A 20763-nucleotide genomic window follows, 5' to 3' on the forward strand; every position below is an offset into this window, starting at 1 on the left:
AAACGCCAGCGCCGACGCCCCAGAAGAAGCTGGCGGAATCCATCCGGAAATCGTCGTGGGATTCCGGCAAATCTGGCGCATCGCGCCTGAACTCAAGTCATACGGAGCGGTCGGGAAAAGCGGCTCTGGCCAGCCGTCGGGGCGCCCTCGAAACTGCCACCCGCCGCCGAGGCGGGACGCGCATCGCCCCGCCGGCCTGAGGCCGGCGGGGCGATGCGCGGATCTGGCTCACCGCACCCGAAGGGAGCGGGCGGGGCCGAAGCCCAGCTCGGACTAGCCGCGACCGAACTGCTCGCGCAGGCGGCGCAGGGCCTCCTCGTCGATCGCCGACGCGGCCGGCTGCTGCGACTCCGAGGAGTACGACGACGGCGCGACCGCGGCGGCCTCGGCCTCGCGGGCGGCCCGGATCTGCGCCTGGTGCGCCTCGAAGCGGGTCTGGGCCTCGGCGTACTGCCGCTCCCACTCGGCCTGCTGGGTCTCGAAGCCGGGCAGCCACTCGCCTGTCTCGGGGTCGAAACCCTCGGGGTAGACGTAGTTGCCCTGCTCGTCGTACTTGGCTTCCATGCCGTACTGGCTCGGGTCGAAGGTCTCGCCGTCGCCGGCCAGCCCGGACGCCTCGTTCGCCTGCTTGAGCGAGAGGCTGATCCGGCGCCGGTCGAGGTCGATGTCGATGACCTTGACCAGGATCTCGTCGCCGACGTTGACGACCTGCTCCGGGATCTCCACGTGACGCTCGGCCAGCTCGGAGATGTGGACCAGGCCCTCGATCCCCTCGTCCACCCGGACGAAGGCACCGAACGGCACGAGCTTGGTGACGCGACCCGGGACGACCTGGCCGATGGCGTGCGTCCGGGCGAACTGGCGCCACGGGTCCTCCTGCGTCGCCTTCAGCGACAGCGAGACCCGCTCGCGGTCCAGGTCGACGTCGAGGACCTCGACCGTGACCTCCTGGCCGACCTCGACAACCTCGGACGGGTGGTCGATATGCTTCCAGGACAGCTCGGAGACGTGCACCAGGCCGTCGACCCCACCGAGGTCGACGAAGGCGCCGAAGTTGACGATGGAGCTGACGACACCCTTGCGGATCTGCCCCTTGGCCAGCTGCGAGAGGAACTCGGAGCGGACCTCGCTCTGCGTCTGCTCCAGCCACGCCCGCCGCGACAGGACCACGTTGTTGCGGTTCTTGTCCAGCTCGATGATCTTGGCTTCGAGCTCGCGACCGACATAGGGCTGGAGGTCGCGGACACGGCGCATCTCGACCAGCGACGCGGGCAGGAAGCCACGCAGGCCGATGTCGAGGATCAGACCGCCCTTGACGACCTCGATGACGGTGCCCGTGACGACGCCGTCCTCTTCCTTGAGCTTCTCGATCGTGCCCCAGGCGCGCTCGTACTGGGCGCGCTTCTTGGACAGGATCAGCCGACCCTCCTTGTCCTCCTTCTGGAGGACGAGAGCCTCGACGTGGTCACCAACCGCGACGACCTCATGCGGGTCCACGTCGTGCTTGATCGACAGCTCGCGGGACGGGATGACACCCTCGGTCTTGTAACCGATGTCCAGCAGCACCTCGTCACGATCCACCTTGACGATGGTGCCGTCGACGATGTCACCGTCGTTGAAAAACTTGATCGTCTTGTCGACGGCGGCGAGGAAGTCCTCGGCCGAGCCGATGTCGTTGACCGCGACCTGTGGTGTGGTCGGGCTTTGCGGGCTGGTCACGGTCTCCACGGGTCGAACGTCGGTGGTGCTCGTCAAGGGGTCGGCTCCGACTAGGGGTTGACGTCAGCGCGAGAGCCGGGTCGAACCGCCGGGACGGAGGGACAGAAGACGCGCTACAACGACATTGCGCTGACAACGACACTGTCAGAACCGATAACGACTGCTCGAGTGGATCCGCTCGGTCTGAGACCCACAGACCCTCGTGCCGACCCCAGTCTAGGGAAGCCCCTCCGGTGAGGTCAACGGGAGGGCATGGGCAGGCTCACGCGTGCCGCGCCTCGCACCACCGCGCGAAACGGCGGGAGCAGCGACCACGACGCCAGTCGGGCCGCCGTACCGGGCACCCGACCGGACGCGTCCGACCAGGATGGATGCTGGAGCCGGTGATGCTGGAGCAGGTGATGCTGGAGCAGGCTCCGGCCTAGCCACCGTCGCGCGTCATCCTATCCGGGGTGTCCACCTCCGCGAGCACCGGGACAGTTGTCTGGTCAAACAGGCCCGCCGAAGGGCCAGTGACCTCGACGGCCACCCGTGGCCCGGTGCCGTCGGCCGGTCCCGCCGGGCCGCCCACGGGCGATCCGGCCGGGCCGCGCGCTCCCGGCAGGTCGACGTCGGCTGGCCCTGGGGCCGTGACCGGCGCGAGCGGCTGAGCCGGCACGGCGTGGTCGGGCTCGGCGGCCCGCGGCCGGGCCAGCCGGCCCAGCTGGACGGCCGCCTCGGCGAGCGGCCGGCGCCGGGCCCGGTTCTTCCACTGCCGGGCCCAGCCCCGCGCCAGGTTCTGGCAGGGGCGTTCGACCAGGTAGTAGGTGAGGCTCGCCAGCGCCACCGTCCCGACGAACACCACGCAGAACAACGGCGCGAAGCTGACCTGCCAGAGCTTCCAGCCGCTGCGTTCCATCACCACGTCGATGACGGTCTGGTGCCACAGGTAGATGCCGTAGGAGATCGAGCCGAGGAAGGTCATCACCCGGCTGGCGAGGAACCGGCGCACGACACCCCGCCGCTGCGGCCCGAACACGGCCGGCAGCAGCAGGAAGAACCCGAACAACCCGTAGAAGAGGTGCTTGCCCAGGTCGATCCGTACCGTCGCCTGGTAGATCGGCCAGAGCGGCAACCCGATCTTGTTGCTCGCGATCCAGTAGCAGACGGCCGCGAGCAACCAGCAGACCGTCCCCGAGCCAGGCAGCGTCGACCAGCGCGGATGGCGCCCCTGCCGGCCGTACCAGGCCGAGACCACGGCCAGGAACATCCCGAGCGAGAACAGGTCCCACCAGACTGGCAGCCACGCTGGCCAGCCGGCGGTCCAGCCGTGCTCGTGGCCGATCATTCGCCAGTGCACCAGCGTGCCGACCAGGTAGAGCGCCGCGACACCGGTCAGCTCCCGCAGCAGCTGGATCCGTGGCGGCCGCACGCGCCGGCCCAGCAGCCAGGCGAAAAGCGGTACGAACAGGTAGAAGGCGACCTCGACGTCAAGCGTCCACGCCTGGGTCAGCCCCTGCAGGGCCCACGACGGCTGGTAGCCCTGCAGGAACAGCAGGCACTCGGCGAGACCCGCGACGTTCGCGACGATCATCTTGTCGGTGATGACGACCAGGCTGATCACGAAGACCAGCCAGTAGAGCGGGACGATCCGCATGAACCGGCGGATCCAGAACCCGCCCGCGTCCGGGATGTCCTCGCCGCCGCCTCGGTCGGCCAGCGCGAAGTGGCGGGCGGCGAACGGCCGGTAGAGCAGGAACCCGGAGATCAGGAAGAAGACCGCGACGCCGATCTCGGCCCGGGCGACGTAGGGGCCGAACTTCGTCTGCAGCGTCAGCGTGGTCATGAAGCCGGTGTGCACGACCAGCACGAGGACCGCGGCGATGGCGCGCAGGCCGTCGAACCCGGGGAAGATGGTGGTGTCCCGGCGCGGCGGAGCGCTCGGCTCCGCGGCCGCGGCCGGGCCGGTCGTCGCCCCGATGACCGTGGTTCCGCCGTCGACCGCGATGGTGGTCGGATCGTCGGATCGGGCCAGCTGGCGGATGCCCAGGCCGCTCACGGCGCGAGTCCCGGGAAGCTGCGGACCGACACGGAACGTAAGGTACCAGGGCTGTTCCAGGCTGCCCGGTGGACGCCGGATCTGTCACGGCGCAGCGTCATCTCCGGACGCATCGTCACGTCATCGCCACCTATGTCACCTCTGCTGGCAGCTGTGCCGCGCCGCCGTCGGGAGCGGGCCCGGTGGAAGCCGACGGCGACCCGTCGCCGGCCCCGGCCGGGAGACCCAGCCGGCCGGGACGAAGCGGCACCGTCAGGTCGCCGACCGGCGATGGCATCGCTGGCTCGGCGGTCGGGGCGAGTTCGGGCCTGGCCAGCGGAATCGCCGGCGGCCGGGCGCCGCTGTGCCGGCCGCGCGGGACGAACCGGCCGCGGACGGCGGCGAAGGCGACGGCGGCGAGCAGCACGACCGCCGGCTCGGCCACGGCCCGAAACCTGCTGGTGCCGTAGACCATGGTCGACGCGATCGTCAGCGCGCCCGGCAGCGCCACGAGCGGCAGCAGCAGCGACCGGCGCCGGCGCAGCACCACCGCGCCGGCGCCGCCGGCCGCCATCAGCACCCACAGTGAGCCGAGGCCGACCTGGCTGACGCGGATCGGCCGCAGCTCGATCGTGTCGAGCTGGAGCTGTTGGAAGGGGTGGAACAGGCCCCAGGTGCGGCCGGCCCTGGCCAGCGCCACCTTCGGCAGCTCGCGCTCGTGCGCGCCGAGGTAGGCGTAGGCCGCCTTCCGGTAGAAGACGTCCCGGTCGGACCGCTCGGTGGGCGGGTTCGGGATCTCCAGGACGCAGTCGAAGTCCCAGAAGCCCAGCGCGGGGCCCGAGTAGGTCTGGTCACAGGTCGTGACCGCCAGTGTGGTGCCGAGCCCGGTGGAGAGGTACTCGGGCTGGTGGAACCTGGTCAGGTTGTAGACCGCCCAGGGCGCGATCGCGAGCACGCAGGCGGCAGCCGCCGTCACCAGCAGTGCGACGGCCCGCCGCCAGGACGCCAGCCGGCCGCCCGGCCCAGCTCGCGGCCGGGCCAGCAGGATCAGCGGGGTGACCAGGAAGAGCGCGAGCAGGAGCAGCTCCGCCCTGGCGAGCGCGGCCGCGGCGGCGGAGGCGCCGAGCAGCGCGGCGTCCAGGTACCCGCGCCGCTCCCAGTACCGGTAGGCAAGCCACAGCAGCACCGAGCACGCCAGGATGCCGGTCGTCTCCGACATCACCAGCGGGTCGTTGATCCACATCCCTGGGTAGACCGCGGCGATCGCCGCCGCGACCAGCCCGGCGGCCGGCCCGGCGGCCCGCCGCCCGGTCAGCGCCACGAAGAAGATCGCCAGGGTGCCGAGCAGGCACTCGGAGATCTGGTGGTCGAGGAACGAGGTCAGCCCGACCAGCGACGGCAGCGCGAGCAGGGCGCTCGTCAGCGGTGGATGCTGCGCGTCCGCCACGTACCGGTGGTTGATGTTCAGCTCGTAGGGGTCCGGCCAGCCGCGCCCGCTGGCGAAGAGGTTCGCCGCCTGGTGGTAGTACAGCGGGTCGCCGATGACCTTCGCGGGATGCAGGCAGGCGAACAGGTACCACAGGCGTATGCCGAGGCCGACGGCCAGGAACAGCGCCAGCAGCAGCCACCAGCGCCGGGCCGGGCGGTCGCGCGCCGTCGTGCCAGCGTCGGACATGCCCCCCATTGCTGGCACGACAGCGGCTTCGGTCACGGCGGGACGGTACCAAGCGCGGTCCCACCCCCCGTGAGCGATGGGTGTGATGATTGGTCTTCTTGTGCGGGCGACGCGATCCGGCGCCCGCCCGTCGGTGGTGCCCTGGACTCGGGCGAGCAACTCGCCAGGGACTACCGCATACTTCGCAGAGCGGTCACCGGACACCGGGCCGCCCGTCATCGTAGGCGGACGAGCGGGAGGAGGCCCGGCTGAGCGGCAAAGACGCTGACACGGTCCGGATCTCCGACGCGAACCGGTTCCGGCCGCCCGCCCCCAACCGCCCGGGCCACCCCGACGACGAGACCGCGGACGGCCACGACGACCGGCGGGACGCCGTGGGCGAGCGGCTCGAGGGCCCGGACGGCGAGGCCGACCGCGAGGGCCGGTTCGCCGGTCGCGGGAACGGGCCGGGCCGTGATGAAGGCGGCCTGACCGGTCCGGACCGGCGCGGCGCCGCGGGTGTGCGCGATCGCGCCGACAGCACCCGCCCGGGACGGGCGGGACGCGGCCCCGGCGACCGTGAGCACGCGGGGCCCGGCCCCGCCGCCCGCTCCGGTCGCGACCAGTGGGACGGTGCGCGCGACGACCCGTCCCGCCGGCGGTCTCCGGGCGGGGATGACGACGACCGGCGCGACCCGCGCCGCATCGGCGTCGCCCGGCGAGCGAACGGCCGTCACGGCGACGACCGGCCAGCCGCCCGGCGCCCCGACGGCGAGCGGCGGCCGGTGCGCTGGTCGGACGAGCCCGAGGAAGACGACGCGATCTCGCCACCCACGACCCCGGTACCGCGAGGCACGCGCCCGCGGACCGGGCCGAACGAACGGTCCGAGCCGATCACCCGGCGCCCGGACCCGACCTACACGAGGCGGTCGGTAGCGGCGCTGCCGCCCGGCCCGGTGGCCGAGCCCAGGGCCCGCGAGGCCGCCGCCGGGGCGAGGACCGGCGGGCTGGCGCTGCTCGACCCGAACGCGGCCGCGCCGGCCAGCTACGCGATCGGGCCCGGGGACGCGGACACGACCGGGACGTTCCTCGCGCCGATCGTGCACTCCCCCGGCCTCGACGGGCTGCGCGCTCTCGCGGTCCTCGCGGTGATCGCCTACCACGCCGGCATCCCGTGGGTCCGCGGCGGACTGCTGGGCGTCGACACGTTCTTCGTGCTGTCCGGGTTCCTGATCACCGGCCTGCTGGTGGCCGAGTACCGGGCGACCCGGCGCATCGACCTGAAGGACTTCTGGGTCCGCCGGTTCCGCCGGCTGCTGCCCGCGGTGCTGCTGTTGGTGCTCGCCGTGGCGGCGTATGCCCGCTGGATGGCGGCGCCGAGCGACGTCGGCAAGATCCGCCTCGACATCCTGGCGACGTTGTTCTACGTGGCGAACTGGCGGTTCGCCCTGTCCGGCCAGAGCTACTTCGACCATTTCTCGGCCCCGTCGCCACTGCTGCACACCTGGTCGCTGGCGGTCGAGGAGCAGTTCTACGTGCTCTGGCCGCTGATCGTCTTCCTGCTGATGCGGCACAGCGCCCGGACCGCCGACAAGTGGAAGCAGCAGCGGCGGAAGGCCCAGTCGGCGGCCCTCTCGGTGGCGGTGCTGGGCGCCGAGGCGAGCTCGCTGGCCGGCCTGTGCCTGCTGCTCGCCGGCGTCGACGCCTCGAAGATCTACTACGGCACCGAGGTCCGCGTACAGGCGCTGCTGACCGGCGCGGCACTCGCCGTGTGGCGGGCGCAGCGCAAGGCCGGGTTCACCCCGCGGGGCAAGAAGGTGCTCGGCCACGCCGGCGGGTTGGCACTGCTGACCATGATCGCACTGTGGGCCACCGTCGACGGCCAGGCCCGGGGCCTATACGCCGGGGGCTTCCTCGGGGTCGCCGTCATCGTCGGCGTGCTGGTCGCGGCGATCGTCGAGGTGCCGACCTCGTTGGTCGCCAAGGTGCTCTCGGCCCGGCCGCTGACCTACATCGGCAAGATCTCCTACGGCCTCTACCTGTGGCACTGGCCGATCCTGCAGGCGCTCACCGCGTCCCGGACGGGGCTGCACGGGCCGGCCCTGCTCGGCGCCCGGATGGGCGCGACGGCGGCGTGCGCGCTGGCGTCGTTCTACCTGGTCGAGAACCCGATCCGGCGCCGCCAGATCCGCTTCCCGAAGCCGAGGCTCACCGTGCCGGCGATCGTCGCCGCCGTGGTGACCGTCGCGGTGCTGGCGACCAGCACCACCGCGTCCACCGCCCGCAGCCCCAACGACCTGGACAAGCTGGCGGCCCAGGTCGAGGGCAGCAACGGCTCGGTCCCGACCGGGGCGCAGGGCGCCGCCGACGGGCCTCCGCTGAAGATGCTGGTCGCCGGGGACTCGCTGGCCACCACGCTGGTCGGCAGCCAGTTCACCACCGTGGCGGCGACGATGAACGTACAGGTCGCCGACGCGTCGATGCTCGGCTGCGGCGTCGCCCGGCTGCCGACCCGCAAGCTCAACGGCATCGCCGGGCCGACGACAGCCGGGTGCGACCAGTGGCCGGCCCGGTTCACCACCCGGGTGAACCAGATCGACCCGGACGTCGCGGTGCTCCTCGTCGGCCGCTGGGAGGTCACCGACCAGCTGCTCGACGGGGTGTGGACGCACGTCGGCGAGCCGGCGTTCGACGCCTACCTGGCCGGCCAGCTCGACCTGGCGATCACCACGCTGTCCGCGCGCGGCGCCAAGGTCGTGCTGTTCACGACCCCGGCGGTCGCGGCCCGGGAGGGGCCTGACGGGACGCAGTTCCCGGAGACCAAGCCCGAACGAGTGGCGCAGTTCAACAAGCTGTTGCGGGAGGCCGCCGGCCGTCATCCAGGGATCGCGAGCATCGCGGATCTCAACGCGGTGCTGACGCCAGGCAACCGGTTCACGGACCACATCGACGGGGTCCTCACCCGGGACGACGGCGTGCACATTACCGCCGCGGGTGGCCACATCGTCGGCGAGGCGCTGCTGCCAGCGATTGTTCAGCTGGTTCGCCCGACACGCACGGATCGTACTCCCGTGGTGACAACCACATCCCCCGGCTGACCTGCATGCTTTACCGAACGCTAATCTCACGACCGGCGGCATGCCGACTCAGACGGGAGAGTGATCGTGCCTCGCGCGCTCATCACGGGGATCACCGGTCAGGACGGCTTGTACCTGGGCGAGCTGCTGACGGCCAAGGGTTATGAGGTCTTTGGCCTGGTGCGGGGCCAGTCGAACCCGAAGGTCGCCACCGTCGAGCGGATCATTCCGGGTGTCGAGCTGCTCGAGGGCGACCTGACCGACCTGTCCTCCCTGATCAGCGCGGTGGAGATCTCCCAGCCCGACGAGGTGTACAACCTCGGCGCCATCTCGTTCGTCGGACTCTCCTGGAAACAGGCCGAACTGACCGGCGAGACGACGGGGATGGGTGTGTTGCGAATCCTCGAGGCGATGCGGATCACGGCCGGCAGCGATGTCTCCCGGATGCGCTTCTACCAGGCGTCTTCGTCCGAGATGTTCGGGAAGGTCCGAGAGACACCGCAACGCGAGACCACACCTTTTCACCCGCGTTCGCCGTATGGTGTCGCGAAGTGTTTCGGGCATTACCTGACGGTCAACTACCGCGAGTCGTATGGGATGTTCGCCTGCTCGGGCATGCTGTTCAACCACGAGTCGCCGCGGCGCGGGATCGAGTTCGTCACCAGGAAGGTGACCAAGGGCGTCGCCCGGATCGCGCTGGGCCTGCAGGACTCGATCACGCTGGGAAACCTCGAGTCCCGCCGGGACTGGGGTTTCGCCGGCGACTACGTCGAGGCGATGTGGCGAATGCTGCAGCAGGGCTCCCCCGACGACTACGTGGTCGCCACCGGCGAGACGCACTCGATCCGCGAGCTGCTGGACGCGTCCTTCGCCCGGGTCGGGATCGACGACTGGACGCCCTACGTCAAGCAGGACCCGCGGTTCTTCCGGCCCGCCGAGGTCGACCTGCTGGTCGGCGACCCGTCGAAGGCCATGGACCAGCTGGGCTGGAAGCCAACCGTCACCTTCACGGACCTGGTCGACATGATGGTCGACGCGGATCTCGCGGTCGAGCGGGAGACCGCGGGGCAGGCGCTGACGGTTCGGTGACCGGTCCACCGCTGCGGCCCGGCGGGCGAGCCGCGCGCCGGGCCGACCGCCTACCGCCGTCGGCCCGCGGCCCCTCGGGGGCCTACCGCGCGCCGGCCGCCCGAGCCCGCCCGGCCGGCCACGCCGCGCCCGACGGCGACCCGGCCGCCGCCGACGGCCCGGCCACGACCGGCGCGACGCCGTCAGCCGGTTCGGCCGAGCTCGCCTGGCATGTCCCGAGGGCCCGGTACGTCACGTTGGAAGCGCCCGCGGAGCCTTCCGCCAGGGCGCGAGCGACCACACTGCGTGACAGTAGCAGCGTGCCACGGCGACAGGGTGCCACCGACGACGTGCCGCCGGGGTCCCGGCTGCGCGGCGCGCTGCGCGGCGCGACCCCGCTGGCACTCGCCGGGATGCTGGCGAACGTCGCGAACCTCGGCGTCACCCTCGTCATCGCGCGGGCGATGAGCACCCGCTCGTACGGCGCCACCGCGGTGCTCTTCGCCCTGTTCATGGTCGTCTCGATGCCGGGCAGCGCGCTGCTCGTCGGGGTGGTCCGCCGGGTCACGACGTGGACCAGGACCGGTCGCGCGGATCTGGTCGCCGGCTGGGCGGCCCGGGTGCGCTCGGTCGGGCTGCGCACGGTGGCCGTCGTCGCCCTGGTCGCGCTCGCGGTGCGCGGGCCACTCGCCCACGAGCTCTCGCTGCCGGGGGCCGGCGGGGTCGCGCAGACGCTGACCGCCGGCGCGGCCTGGTGCCTGCTGTGCGTCGACAGGGGCCTGCTGCAGGCCACCCGCCGCTACCGGGAGCTGGCCACGAACCTGCTGGTCGACGCCGCGGTGAAGGGGTGCGCGACCGTCGGCCTGGTGCTCGCCGGGCTGGGCCAGGCCGGCGCCGCGACCGCCGTGCTGTGCGGCGTGCTGGCCGCCCTGGTCCACACCCGTCTCGCGCTGCGCCGCCTGGCGCCGAGCCCCGTGGGCGCACCGGCCGCGCTCACGGCCGCTCCCGGCACTCTCGCCCCCGCCTGCGCCGAGCCGGCCGTGACGGCCGGCGGCGGCCCGGGAGCCGCCGGCGAACGGCGGCTTGCCGTCGAGCTGGGAGCCGCGCTGGCCGCGCTGGGGTTCCTGGCCCTGCTGCAGAACATCGACGTGCTGATCCAGGGCCGGCTCGCGCCGGCCGAGTCGGGCCAGTACGCCGCGGTCTCCGTCACCAGCAAGGTCCTGATGTTCGGGGCCGTCGTGCTGGCCGGGTTCCTGTTGCCCGAGGCGGCCGATCGGCGCCACCTGGGCGAGCACGCCCTGCACCAGCTCGGCGCGACGCTCGCGATCCTCGTGGCGCCGGCGACCGTGCTGCTGGCCGTCGCGGCCGCCGCGCCCGCCACCCTGTTGTCCCTGGCCTTCGGGCCTCGATTCACCGACGCGTCCGGCGCCCTCCTCCCGCTGGCCGGAGCGATGACCTGTCTCGGAGCAACTGTGCTGTTCACCCACTACCTGCTGGCCCTGGGCTCGCGCGCCGTGCTGGTCGCGCTCGGGATCACGGCCACCGCCGCCGCCGGGCTGATCACCCTGGCCGGCGGGTCCCCGGTCGCCACCGCGCGGCTGGACCTCGCGGTCCAGGCCGTGCTCGCCGTGGTCACCGGGCTGCTCGTCGTCGGCGCGGCCCGCCGCACGACCGTCGCCGCGGCCGCGAGCGCGCCTGCCACGGAGGTGACCGCATGAGTCAGACCTCCCATCTCGGTTCAGCGGAGCCAGCCGGGACCCCGGGAACGGGCGGCGACGCGACGGCGCTAGCCCAGGGCGGCCTGCGGCCAGTCCCGGCCGGCGGCGGGGTCGGCCTGGCCGAGACGCCGCGCGCCGCGCGGATCGAGGTCCGCGAACCGACCCTCGAGGAGCTGGTCGAGCGCTCCGGGCTGCGCCGGGTGCACATGCTCGCCTGGCGGGACCTGGACGACCCCGAGGCCGGCGGCTCCGAGCTGCACGCCGACAAGGTCGCCGCCGCCTGGGCCGCGGCCGGCGTGGACGTCAGCATGCGCACCGCGCACGCCCCGGGCCACCTGCCGCAGGCGACCCGCAACGGCTACTCGGTGGTCCGCAAGGCCGGCCGGTACGCCGTGTTCCCGCGCTCCGCGATGTCCGGCGCGCTCGGCCACGGCGGCCCCTGGGACGGCCTGGTCGAGATCTGGAACGGCATGCCGTTCTTCTCGCCGGTCTGGGCACCGTGCCCGCGGGTCGTCTTCCTGCACCACGTCCACGGTGAGATGTGGCGGATGGTGCTCAAGCCGCCGCTGTCCCAGGTCGGCGAGGCGCTGGAGAGCACGATCGCGCCTCCGTTCTACCGGCGGACCAGGGTGCTGACCCTGTCCGAGTCGTCCCGTAGCGAGATCATCGAGATGCTGCGGCTGCCACCGGCGAACATCTCGGTGATCCCACCGGGCATCGACGAGCACTACGCCCCGCTGGGTGAGCGCTCGGGGCACCCGATGGTGCTGGCGGTCGGCCGGCTGGTCCCGGTGAAGCGATTCGACGTGCTCATCGACGCCCTCGTCCGGCTGCGCGAGCAGCACCCGACGCTGGAAGCGGTCATCGTCGGCGAGGGCTACGAGCGCCCGGCACTGGAGGCGCGGATCCGGGCCGCCGGGGCGGCCGAGTGGCTGAAGCTGCCCGGCCGGGTCGACGACGAGGGGCTGCTGGCGTACTACCGCCAGGCCTGGGTCCTGACGAGCGCGTCCGCCCGCGAGGGCTGGGGCATGACGATCACCGAGGCGGCCGCCTGCGGCACGCCGTCGGTCGTGTCGAACATCGCCGGGCACACCGACGCCGTCGCCGACGGGCTGTCCGGCCTGCTGGTCGAGCCGTGCGACCTGGCCGGCGCCCTCGGCAGGGTGATCGGCGACCAGGGCCTGCGCGACCGGCTCACCGCCGGCGCGCTCGCCCACGCCGCCACGTTCACCTGGGCGAACACCGCCCGCCGGACGTTCGCGGCGCTGGCCCAGGAGGCGGCGAAGCACCGCCGCCGCGCGCCGCGCCCGGGCGGGCTGGACCGGCTGCACGGGCCGCTGCGGTGACCTTGACGACCCAGGACCCGACGGGGCCCACCGGCCCCGGAACCGGGACCTTGCCGTCCGTCCAGCCCGTCGAGGACGTGCCGGGGGCCGCCGGGCCGGATGACGGGACCGAGCGCCGCCGGTGGCGGCTGTGGCGGCCGAGCTGGGCCGCGCTGGTGCTGGCGGCGGTGGCCTACCTGCCGCTCCTGCGCACCTCGCCCGGCGAGATCGGCGCCGACACCAAGGCCTACCTCTACCTCGACCCGGGCCGGCTGCTCAGCCGGGCGGTGTCGATGTGGGACCCCGACGTCGGCATGGGCACGGTCACCCACCAGAACATCGGCTACCTGTTCCCGCAGGGCCTCTGGTACTTCCTGCTGCACGAGCTCGGCTTCCCGATGTGGGTCGCGCAGCGGCTGTGGACCGGCAGCATCCTTTTCGTCGCCGGCGTGGGCGTGCTGTTCCTGCTGCGGTCGTTCGGCTGGCGGGACCGGTACTCGATCGTCGCGGCGTTCGGCTACATGCTGACGCCGTACTCACTGGAGTACGAGGCGCGGATCTCGGCGATCCTGCTGCCCTACGCCGGTCTCGGCTGGTTCATCGGGATCACCGTCCGCGGCCTGCGCGAGGCCGAGCAGGGCAAGGGCAGCTGGCGCGGCGCCGAGGCCTGGCGCTGGCCCGCGGCGTTCGCCCTGGTCGTCACCGCGGTCGGCAGCATCAACGCCTCCAGCCTCATACTGATCATGCTGGCGCCGGTGCTGTGGGTGCCGTTCGCGATCTGGGGCACCCGCGAGGCCACCCTGCGGGCCGCGATGGGGATGATCACCCGCGCGGTGATCCTCACCTTCGTCGTCAACCTCTGGTGGATCTCCGGTCTCTACACCCAGGCCGGCTACGGCCTGAACGTGTTGGCGTTCACCGAGACGGTCCAGACGGTGGCCAGCAGCTCCCAGGCGTCCGAGGTGCTGCGCGGGCTCGGGAACTGGTTCTTCTACGGCCAGGACGCGCTCGGCCCCTGGATCACCCCGGCCGTCAGCTACACCCAGTCGCTGTGGCTGCTGGTCGTCAGCTTCCTGGTGCCGCTGATGGGGCTGTTCGCCGCGACCGTCATCAAGTGGGGCCACCGGGCCTACTTCGTCGCCCTGGTCGTGCTGGGCACCACGGTCTCCGTCGGCGTGTACCCGTACACCCATCCGTCGCCGCTCGGCTACCTGTTCAAGACCTTCGCGGAGGACTCGACGGCCGGCCTCGCGCTACGGTCGCTGCCGCGCGCGGCGCCTCTGGTCGTGCTGGGCCTGGCCGTCATGCTCGCGGGCGCGCTCGGCGCCTGGACCGAGCGCCGGGCCGCCCGGGCCGCCGACGCCGACGCCGACGCGGCGGCCGCCCGTGGCCAGACGCTGGCTCCCGGCCGGATCGGCGGGCGCCACAGCGACGGTCAGCGCCGTCGCCAGCTCGTCTTCAAGCCGCGGCCCGGCGCCCTGCTGCCGACGGCGGTCACGCTGGTCGTGCTCGCGCTGCTGGCGATCGACCTTGCCCCGCTGTTCCGCGGCCAGCTCATGGAGCAGAGCCTGACCCGGCCGGAGAACGTCCCGGACTACGAGGTCGCGCTCGCGAACGCGCTCGGCGCGAAGGGGAACGACACCCGCGTCCTCGAGCTGCCCGGCGCCGACTTCGCCCACTACCGCTGGGGCACGACGCTCGACACGGTCACCACCGGGCTGACCGACCGCCCGACCGTCCAGCGCGAGCTGATCCCCTACGGTGAGGCCGGCAGCGTCGACCTGATCCGCTCGCTGGACCGGCGGCTGCAGGAGGGCGTCTTCGAGACGTCGTCCATCAACGACATCGCCAAGCTGATGGGCGTCGGCGACGTCGTGCTGCGCAACAACAACGCCTACGAGGAGTTCCGCGGGCCGCGGCCGCGCGCCGACTGGCAGCTGTTCACGTCGCCGGTCCCGAACGGCCTGGGCAAGCCGACGACCTACGGCCCGCCGGTGTCCGAGGACACGAAGATCCCGTACGTTGACGAGATCACGCTCGGCACCGACCCGACCGTGCCGGAGCCGCCGCAGCTCGCCGACTTCCCGGTCACCGACCCGTCGCCGATCGTGCGCACCGCCACCACACAGGGGCCGCTGCTGGTCAGCGGCAACGGCGAGGCGCTGGTCGACGCGGCGGCGACCGGGCTGCTCGGCCCGGTCGTCGACAACAACCGGGCCGTCCTGTACACGGCGGCGCTCGCCAAGGACCCGGCCGGGCTCAAGCAGGCGCTGGACGACGGCGCAGAGCTGCTCGTCAGCGACTCCGACCAGCTGCGCGCCGAGCGCTGGACCGGCATCCGGGAGAACTTCGGCTACGTCGAGCAGCCCGGCATCGGCCCGCTGGTCAAGGACCCGAACGACAACCGGCTGCCACTGTTCCCGGGCCAGACCACCGCCGACCAGACCGTCGAGGTGCTGACCGCCCCCGGCCAGGCGCCGCAGGTCGCGTCGGTCACCGCGTCCAGCTACGGCAACACGTTCGCGTACGGCCCGGCCGACCGCCCGGTGCACGGCATCGACGGTGACCTGACGACGGCGTGGCGGGTCGGCGCGTTCACCGACCCGGCCGGCGAGCGCTGGCAGGCGACGCTCGCGGCGCCCACCACCACCGACCACGTCACTCTCACGCAGCCGCTGACCGGGCCGCGCAACCGGTGGATCACCAAGGCCACGCTGACGTTCGACGGCGGCTCGCCGGTGACCGTGGACCTCGGCGACGTCTCCCGGACCTCGCAGGGCCAGGTCGTGACGTTCCCGTCCCGGACGTTCAAGACCCTGACTATCCGGATCGACGCGACGAACTACGGCCGGCTCCCGAACTACAGCGGCCTGTCCGCCGTCGGCCTGGCCGACGTGAGGATCCCGATGGCGAATGGCCAGCCGGCCGTCGCGCAGGACCTGCTGCGGATGCCGACGGACCTGCTCGCCACCGCCGGCGCCGGCTCGCTGGACCACCAGCTGGTGCTGACGATGACCCGGGACCGGGCGAACCCGGCCGAGCCGTTCAAGGAGGACACCGAGTCGACGATCGACCGGGTGTTCACCCTGCCGACGGCGCGGACGTTCAGCCTCACCGGCACGGCCCGGATCTCCTCCTACATCCCGGACACCACGGTCGACACGCTGCTCGGCCGGCCCGCGCAGGCGCCGGCGATCCTCTCGTCGGGCCGGCTGCCTGGTGACCTGGGCTCCCGGGCCGCGGCCGCCTTCGACGGCGACCCGGACACGGCCTGGCAGCCGGGCTTCGGCCAGCAGGAGGGCAGCTGGATCCAGCTGACCACCCAGCAGGGCCAGGCACCCGTCAAGCTGTCGACCGGGCAGTTCACGTTCGTGACCGACGGGCAGCACTCGGTGCCGACCCAGCTGGGTGTCCTCGTCGACGGCCAGAAGGTCGGCGAGGTGGCCGTGCCCCCGATGGCCGACACCGCGAAGCACGGCGCCACCAGCACGGTGACCCTGCAGCTGCCGGCCGCCACCGGCAGGACCGTGCGGTTCGTCGTCGACGGCGTCCGGCAGGTGACCACCAAGGACACGATCTCCGAAGGCGTCTCGATCATGCCGGTGGGGATCGCGGAGGTCGACCTGCCCGGCGTCCTCGGCACCGGCGGCACCGCGGGGATGGCCGCGCCGCAGGGCCTGGACTCGAACACCTGCCACACCGACCTGCTCACGGTCGACGGCAAGCCGGTCGGCCTGCGCGTCGTCGGGACGTCCGGCGACGCGGCCAACCGGCTCGGCCTGGACGTCGTCACCTGCGGCACCCCGGTGCGCCTCGGTGCCGGTGACCACCTGCTGCGGACCGCGAACGGGGCGAAGACCGGGTTCGACCTCGACCGGCTGGTGCTCGCCTCCGACGTCGGCGGGACCACCTGGCCGGACGCGACGTCGTTCAACGCCCTGGACACCTCCCAGGCCCAGCGGCAGACCGACCTCGCGAGCCGGCCCGCCAGCGCCACGACCGCGAGCACCGCGGCGCCGAAGGTCCACGTGGACCTCGCCGGGCCGACGACGTTCGTCCTGAGCGTCACGGGGGCGAAGCCCGGCCAGCCTTTCTGGCTCGTACTCGGGCAGAGCCTGTCCGCCGGCTGGCACGGCAAGATCGACGACAACACCGACCTGGCGGCCCCGCAGCTGATCGACGGCTACGCGAACGGCTGGCGGGTGAACCCGACCTCGGACAGCTTCAAGGTCCAGCTCAGCTGGACCCCGCAGCGGGTCGTCTACGCGTCGCTGACCGTCTCCGTGGTCTCGGCGGTGCTGTGCCTGGCCCTGCTCGGGGTGACGGGCCGGCGGCGGCGCAGGGCCAGCCGGCCGCGCACACCCGTCGACCTGCCCCGGCTGGACTCGCCGCTCGCGGCCACCCAGCGGGTCGGCCTCGTCCAGGTCGGGCTGTTGGTCGTCGCCATCCTGGCGGTCGGGACGTTCATCGTGAACCCGCTGGCGGGCGCGGTCACGGCGACGGTCACCCTCGTCGCCGCGCTGGCCCCGCGCGGGCGGGTGCTGCTGCGGGCCGGCGCGGTCGGGGCGCTGCTGGTCAGCGTCGCCTACGTGCTGGAGGTGCAGGCCCGGTACCACCTGCCGGTGAACGGCGACTGGGTGTCCCAGTTCTCCAAGGTCGCGACGCTGTCGTGGCTCGCGGTGCTGTTCCTCGGCGCCGATGGCGCACTGGCGGTGCTGCAGGGCCGCGCCGCCGGCCGGCTCGCCGCGGCGGCCGAGGCCGGGCCGCAGGCACCGCCAGCGGATGGCACGGACACCAGACCGACCAGCTAGGCAGCAGCGACCACCCGGCCGCCAAGGGGTGGATGGGAGATCAGCGGGCCCGGTGGGCGGTGTCGGCTGGGCGGGTGCGGCGGTCGGACCGGCCGTCGTGGTCGCCGCCTGCGCGGCCGTCGCCTCGCGTCGAGCCGATGTCGCCCAGGGACCGGGCGTCGTCCCCGGGCGAGTCCGCGACGGCCGAGCACGGCCGGGCGGACGGGCCCGAGGCGCTGGCCGGGTCGGCGCGGTTGCCGAGTACGGTGGCGCTGCCACGGCCCGAGCCACGTCGCCCGCCACGGCCGTTGGGCGAGGCGGGGCCGGTGTGAGGGGCGGGGCCGGCGGGCCTGCCTGCGGCGGTTAGCAGCCGTTCGAGGGTGTGCCGGCCCTGCCCGGTGAACAGCGTGACCGCGCGGAGCACGGCCGGGTCGAGCTTGGGCATCGGCCGGACCCAGCGGACCGCGACCAGGCCCTGCGCGCCGCCCTCGCCCAGCAGCGGCACCATCAACGCGGACGCGACCTCCATCTTGCGTGCCATCGACGGCGAGAGCACGGTGCTCGCCGAGGCGTCTGGGACGAACACCGGCCGGCGTGATCCCGCCACCTTGCGCACGACCTCCTCGGCCTCGAGCGTGGTGCGCATCCCGACTGTGGAGACCGGCCGGGCGCCTTTGGCGACGGACAGCCCGGTGACCCGGAAGACGGACGAGCCAGGAAGGTCGGGCAGCATGACGGCCGCCGTGTCCGCGCCACAGAGCGACCGGACCGTGTCTGTGAACACGGCGGCCGCGGCCGCAAGGTCGCGGCGGTGCCAGAACCGGTCCAGCCGGTCCAGGCCCTCCTCGACCTCTTCGAGCAGCAGCCGTTCCAGCCGGGCGTCGAGCAGCCGCATGGTGTGCGCGGCCAGTTCCTGAAGCGCGATTCGCTGGGCGCTGGTGAGGCGGCGCGGCACCCGGTCGGAGACGCTGAGCGCGCCCAGGATCCGGCCCTCCGCGGTCCGCAGCGGCGCGCCGGCCACGAAGATCACGTGGGCCGGCTCGATCCGGGCGAGGTGGGCATATCGCAGGTCGCGGGTGGTGTCGGCGATCTCGAGGTACTCGCCGGAGGCCACGATGTACGACCCGGGGCCGACCCGGGCGCCGAGATCGGTCACCTCCACGCCGTGGACCGCCTTGAACCACTCCCGGTTGGCGTCGATGAAGACCAGGTAGCCGTAGCGGCAGTCGGTGACCTGTGCCGCCAGCGTGGCCAGGGCGTCGAACTGGGGCTCCGGCGGCGTGTCGAGGATGCGGTAACGGCGCAGCGCCACGAGCCGTTCGGCCTCGTCCGGCGGGTTGGGCGCGGCCATCCCGGTCCGGACCCACAGCTCGGTGGTCTTCTCCGGCACCACGAGCCGGGCCGCCTTGTGTGCGGCGACGGTGGGGCTCTCGTCCGCCTCCACGGCCGCGGGACGATCAGCGTCCGGCGGTGCCGGGGCGGTCTCCGGCGCCGCGGCGGCGGGCACGGTCGCCCCGGCTGCCGGCTCGGCGGCCTCGGCGGCCTCGGCGGCCTCGGCGGAGGCAGCGACGGGCTGGTAGCCGCCCCTCAGCAGCGCGGCCAGCTGGTCGGCCGGCACCGGCGGCGAGAGGGCGTCACCCTGGAGCAGATCGACGCCGAGCTCGATGAGCATCCGGGCGGATTCCTCGTCCTCGACCCCCTCGCCGACGACGCGCAGGCCGAGCCGGTGGCCGAGGTCGACGACCGACCGGACGATCGCGACGTCCGGCAGGCTGCCGCGGGCGTCCGCGACGAAGCCCTTGTCGATCTTCATCTCGTCGAACGGGAGCGCCTTGAGGATCTCCATCGAGCTGTAGCCGGTGCCGAAGTCGTCGAGCGCGAGCTTCACCCCGGCGGTCCGCAGCTCCCCCAGCATGGCCGCGGCCCTGGCCGGCTGGGAGATGAGCGCGCTCTCGGTGATCTCCAGGGTGAGCATGTCGGGGGGCAGGTCGTAGGCCTCGAGCCGGCGGGTGATCAGCCGGGGCAGGTCGTCGACGATCAGCATGCGGGCGGACAGGTTCGCGGACACCGGGATCTCCAGGCCCTCGCGCATCCAGGCGGCGCACTGGCCGAGCGCCTCGTCCAGCTCCCACCAGGTCAGGTCGATGATCAGGGTGGAGCGTTCGGCCATCGGCAGGAACGAGCCCGGCGGCAGCAGGCCACGCTCCGGATGGCACCAGCGCACCAGCGCCTCGACGCCGGCGACCTGGCCGGTCGCCGCATCCTGCAGCGGCTGGTAGTAGAGGACCAGCTCGCGGTTGGCGATCGCCCGGCGCAGCTGGGCGTGGAGCGCCAGCTCCCAGGAGCGGACGCCGACCGTCCCGGCCATCCCACTGGTCCAGACCCCGACCCGGGCACCGTCGCGTTTGGCGTTGGCGAGCGCCGCGTCGGCGCACGGCAACAGCGCGGAAAGCCGTTCGCCGTTGCGCGGCGCGACCGCCAGGCCCGCGGTCGACTCGAGCTCGACGTCGATGCCACGGATACGGACCAACCCGTCGAGCTGGTCGAGCACGTTTCGCCCGACGCGCCCGAGCCGGTCGCGGCGTTCGTCGTCGTCCTCGGCGGCCAGCTCCGGGCCAGGCAGGACCAGGACGAACTCGTCGCCGCCGAGCCGGCCCGCGAACAGCGGCGTCGGTTTCACCCCGCGCAGCAGGTTGGCGAACTCCCGCAGCGCCTCGTCGCCGGCCTGGTGGCCGAGCGCGGTGTTGATCTCCCGGAAGCGGTTCACGTCGAGCACCATCAGGATCGCCGAGCGGCCGGCGAGCAGCATCTCGGCGATCGCCGGCTCGGCGGCGTGGATCAGGCCGGCGCGGTTCGTCAGCCCGGTCAGCGGGTCGTTGAACGCCTGGCCACGGCCCCAGCCGAGGAAGCCGGAGGCGAAAGCCGCGGCGCCGATCGTGCTCAGCAGGCACGACACGTAGGTCAGCGGAATGGCGGTCAGGCCGCCGCGGACGCCCATGGCGACGGTGAGGGCAGCAGCGATCGCGCCGGTCACCGCGGCCGCCGGGGCGCGCCGGGGGGAGACCAGGCCGGCGTAGCTGCCCGCCCACGGGAACCAGAGCAGGAAGGCCAGCGGCGCGCGGGAGCCGTCGCCGCCGAGGATCGCGGTCGTCATGGCGGCCGTCATCGCCAGCGACACCACGAGCGCCTGCCGGCGCACGTCGTGGCGCCGGTCGAGCAGCAGGTAGGCGAGGGTGGCGGCCGAGACCGTGAGGGCCGCGATCGTCGAGGGGAGCATCTGGACCTCGGACGGCGCCACGAGCATGACGACGAGGAACAGCGTGCCGACCAGCGGGAGCGCGATCAGGTAGCCGCTCCGCTGGACCGCCGCGCGCATCGCTCGCATCGCCAGCCCT

The 20763-nt window shown here is 73.0% G+C and carries 10 protein-coding genes; 5 read left to right on the forward strand and 5 right to left on the reverse strand.

The window, feature by feature from the left end; genetic code table 11:
* Window positions 1–273 precede the first annotated feature (273 nt).
* The 4 genes from rpsA to FRADC12_RS31945 form a co-directional block, all read right to left on the reverse strand.
* Window positions 274–1755 carry a 30S ribosomal protein S1 gene (gene rpsA, locus FRADC12_RS02540; RefSeq protein ID WP_045875403.1) on the reverse strand — a complete coding sequence of 494 codons (1482 nt, stop codon included), beginning with the start codon at window positions 1753–1755 and terminating at the stop codon, window positions 274–276.
* A 385-nt stretch (window positions 1756–2140) separates the two neighbouring features.
* Entirely contained in the window at window positions 2141–3757 is a 1617-nt protein-coding gene (locus FRADC12_RS02545) for an acyltransferase family protein (protein WP_052710649.1), read from the reverse strand.
* A gap of 130 nt (window positions 3758–3887) precedes the next feature.
* The gene (locus FRADC12_RS02550; protein WP_045875404.1) at window positions 3888–5411 is read right to left on the reverse strand and encodes a glycosyltransferase family 39 protein; all 1524 of its coding nucleotides are present in this window, start codon (window positions 5409–5411) and stop codon (window positions 3888–3890) included.
* 215 nt (window positions 5412–5626) lie between these two features.
* The gene (locus FRADC12_RS31945; RefSeq protein WP_045875405.1) at window positions 5627–6127 is read right to left on the reverse strand and encodes a hypothetical protein; all 501 of its coding nucleotides are present in this window, start codon (window positions 6125–6127) and stop codon (window positions 5627–5629) included.
* Window positions 6128–6175: 48 nt separating this feature from the next.
* On the opposite strand from FRADC12_RS31945, the gene FRADC12_RS02560 reads away from it, so the two are divergent.
* The 5 genes from FRADC12_RS02560 (at window position 6176) to FRADC12_RS02580 (ending at window position 17389) form a co-directional block, all read left to right on the forward strand.
* A complete protein-coding gene (locus tag FRADC12_RS02560) occupies window positions 6176–8488 on the forward strand; it encodes an acyltransferase family protein (protein ID WP_232303565.1) in 2313 nt (770 codons plus the stop codon).
* Window positions 8489–8554: 66 nt separating this feature from the next.
* A complete protein-coding gene (locus FRADC12_RS02565) occupies window positions 8555–9556 on the forward strand; it encodes a GDP-mannose 4,6-dehydratase (protein WP_045878982.1) in 1002 nt (333 codons plus the stop codon).
* Window positions 9553–11253 carry a hypothetical protein gene (locus FRADC12_RS02570; RefSeq protein WP_349305841.1) on the forward strand — a complete coding sequence of 567 codons (1701 nt, stop codon included), beginning with the start codon at window positions 9553–9555 and terminating at the stop codon, window positions 11251–11253. Before FRADC12_RS02565 ends, FRADC12_RS02570 begins: the two co-directional genes overlap by 4 nt.
* On the forward strand, window positions 11250–12599 hold the full coding sequence (locus FRADC12_RS02575) for a glycosyltransferase family 4 protein (RefSeq protein WP_045875406.1): 1350 nt from the start codon (window positions 11250–11252) through the stop codon (window positions 12597–12599). Before FRADC12_RS02570 ends, FRADC12_RS02575 begins: the two co-directional genes overlap by 4 nt.
* A complete protein-coding gene (locus tag FRADC12_RS02580) occupies window positions 12596–17389 on the forward strand; it encodes an alpha-(1->3)-arabinofuranosyltransferase domain-containing protein (RefSeq protein ID WP_084010403.1) in 4794 nt (1597 codons plus the stop codon). The genes FRADC12_RS02575 and FRADC12_RS02580 overlap by 4 nt, the downstream gene beginning before the upstream one ends.
* 40 nt (window positions 17390–17429) lie before the next feature.
* Here FRADC12_RS02580 and FRADC12_RS02585 read toward each other — a convergent pair whose 3' ends face one another.
* A complete protein-coding gene (locus tag FRADC12_RS02585) occupies window positions 17430–20753 on the reverse strand; it encodes an EAL domain-containing protein (RefSeq protein WP_045875407.1) in 3324 nt (1107 codons plus the stop codon).
* Window positions 20754–20763 lie beyond the last annotated feature (10 nt).

It is taken from the genome of Pseudofrankia sp. DC12, assembly GCF_000966285.1.
GTDB lineage: Bacteria > Actinomycetota > Actinomycetes > Frankiales > Frankiaceae > Pseudofrankia.

What these genes read in the sequence shown, in the direction of transcription:
- FRADC12_RS02550 (WP_045875404.1), bottom strand. Translation starts at nt 5,411, where the DNA reads ATGTCCGACGCTGGCACGACGGCGCGCGACCGCCCGGCCCGGCGCTGG.
- FRADC12_RS02575 (WP_045875406.1), top strand. Translation starts at nt 11,250, where the DNA reads ATGAGTCAGACCTCCCATCTCGGTTCAGCGGAGCCAGCCGGGACCCCG.
- FRADC12_RS02585 (WP_045875407.1), bottom strand. Translation starts at nt 20,753, where the DNA reads ATGCGAGCGATGCGCGCGGCGGTCCAGCGGAGCGGCTACCTGATCGCG.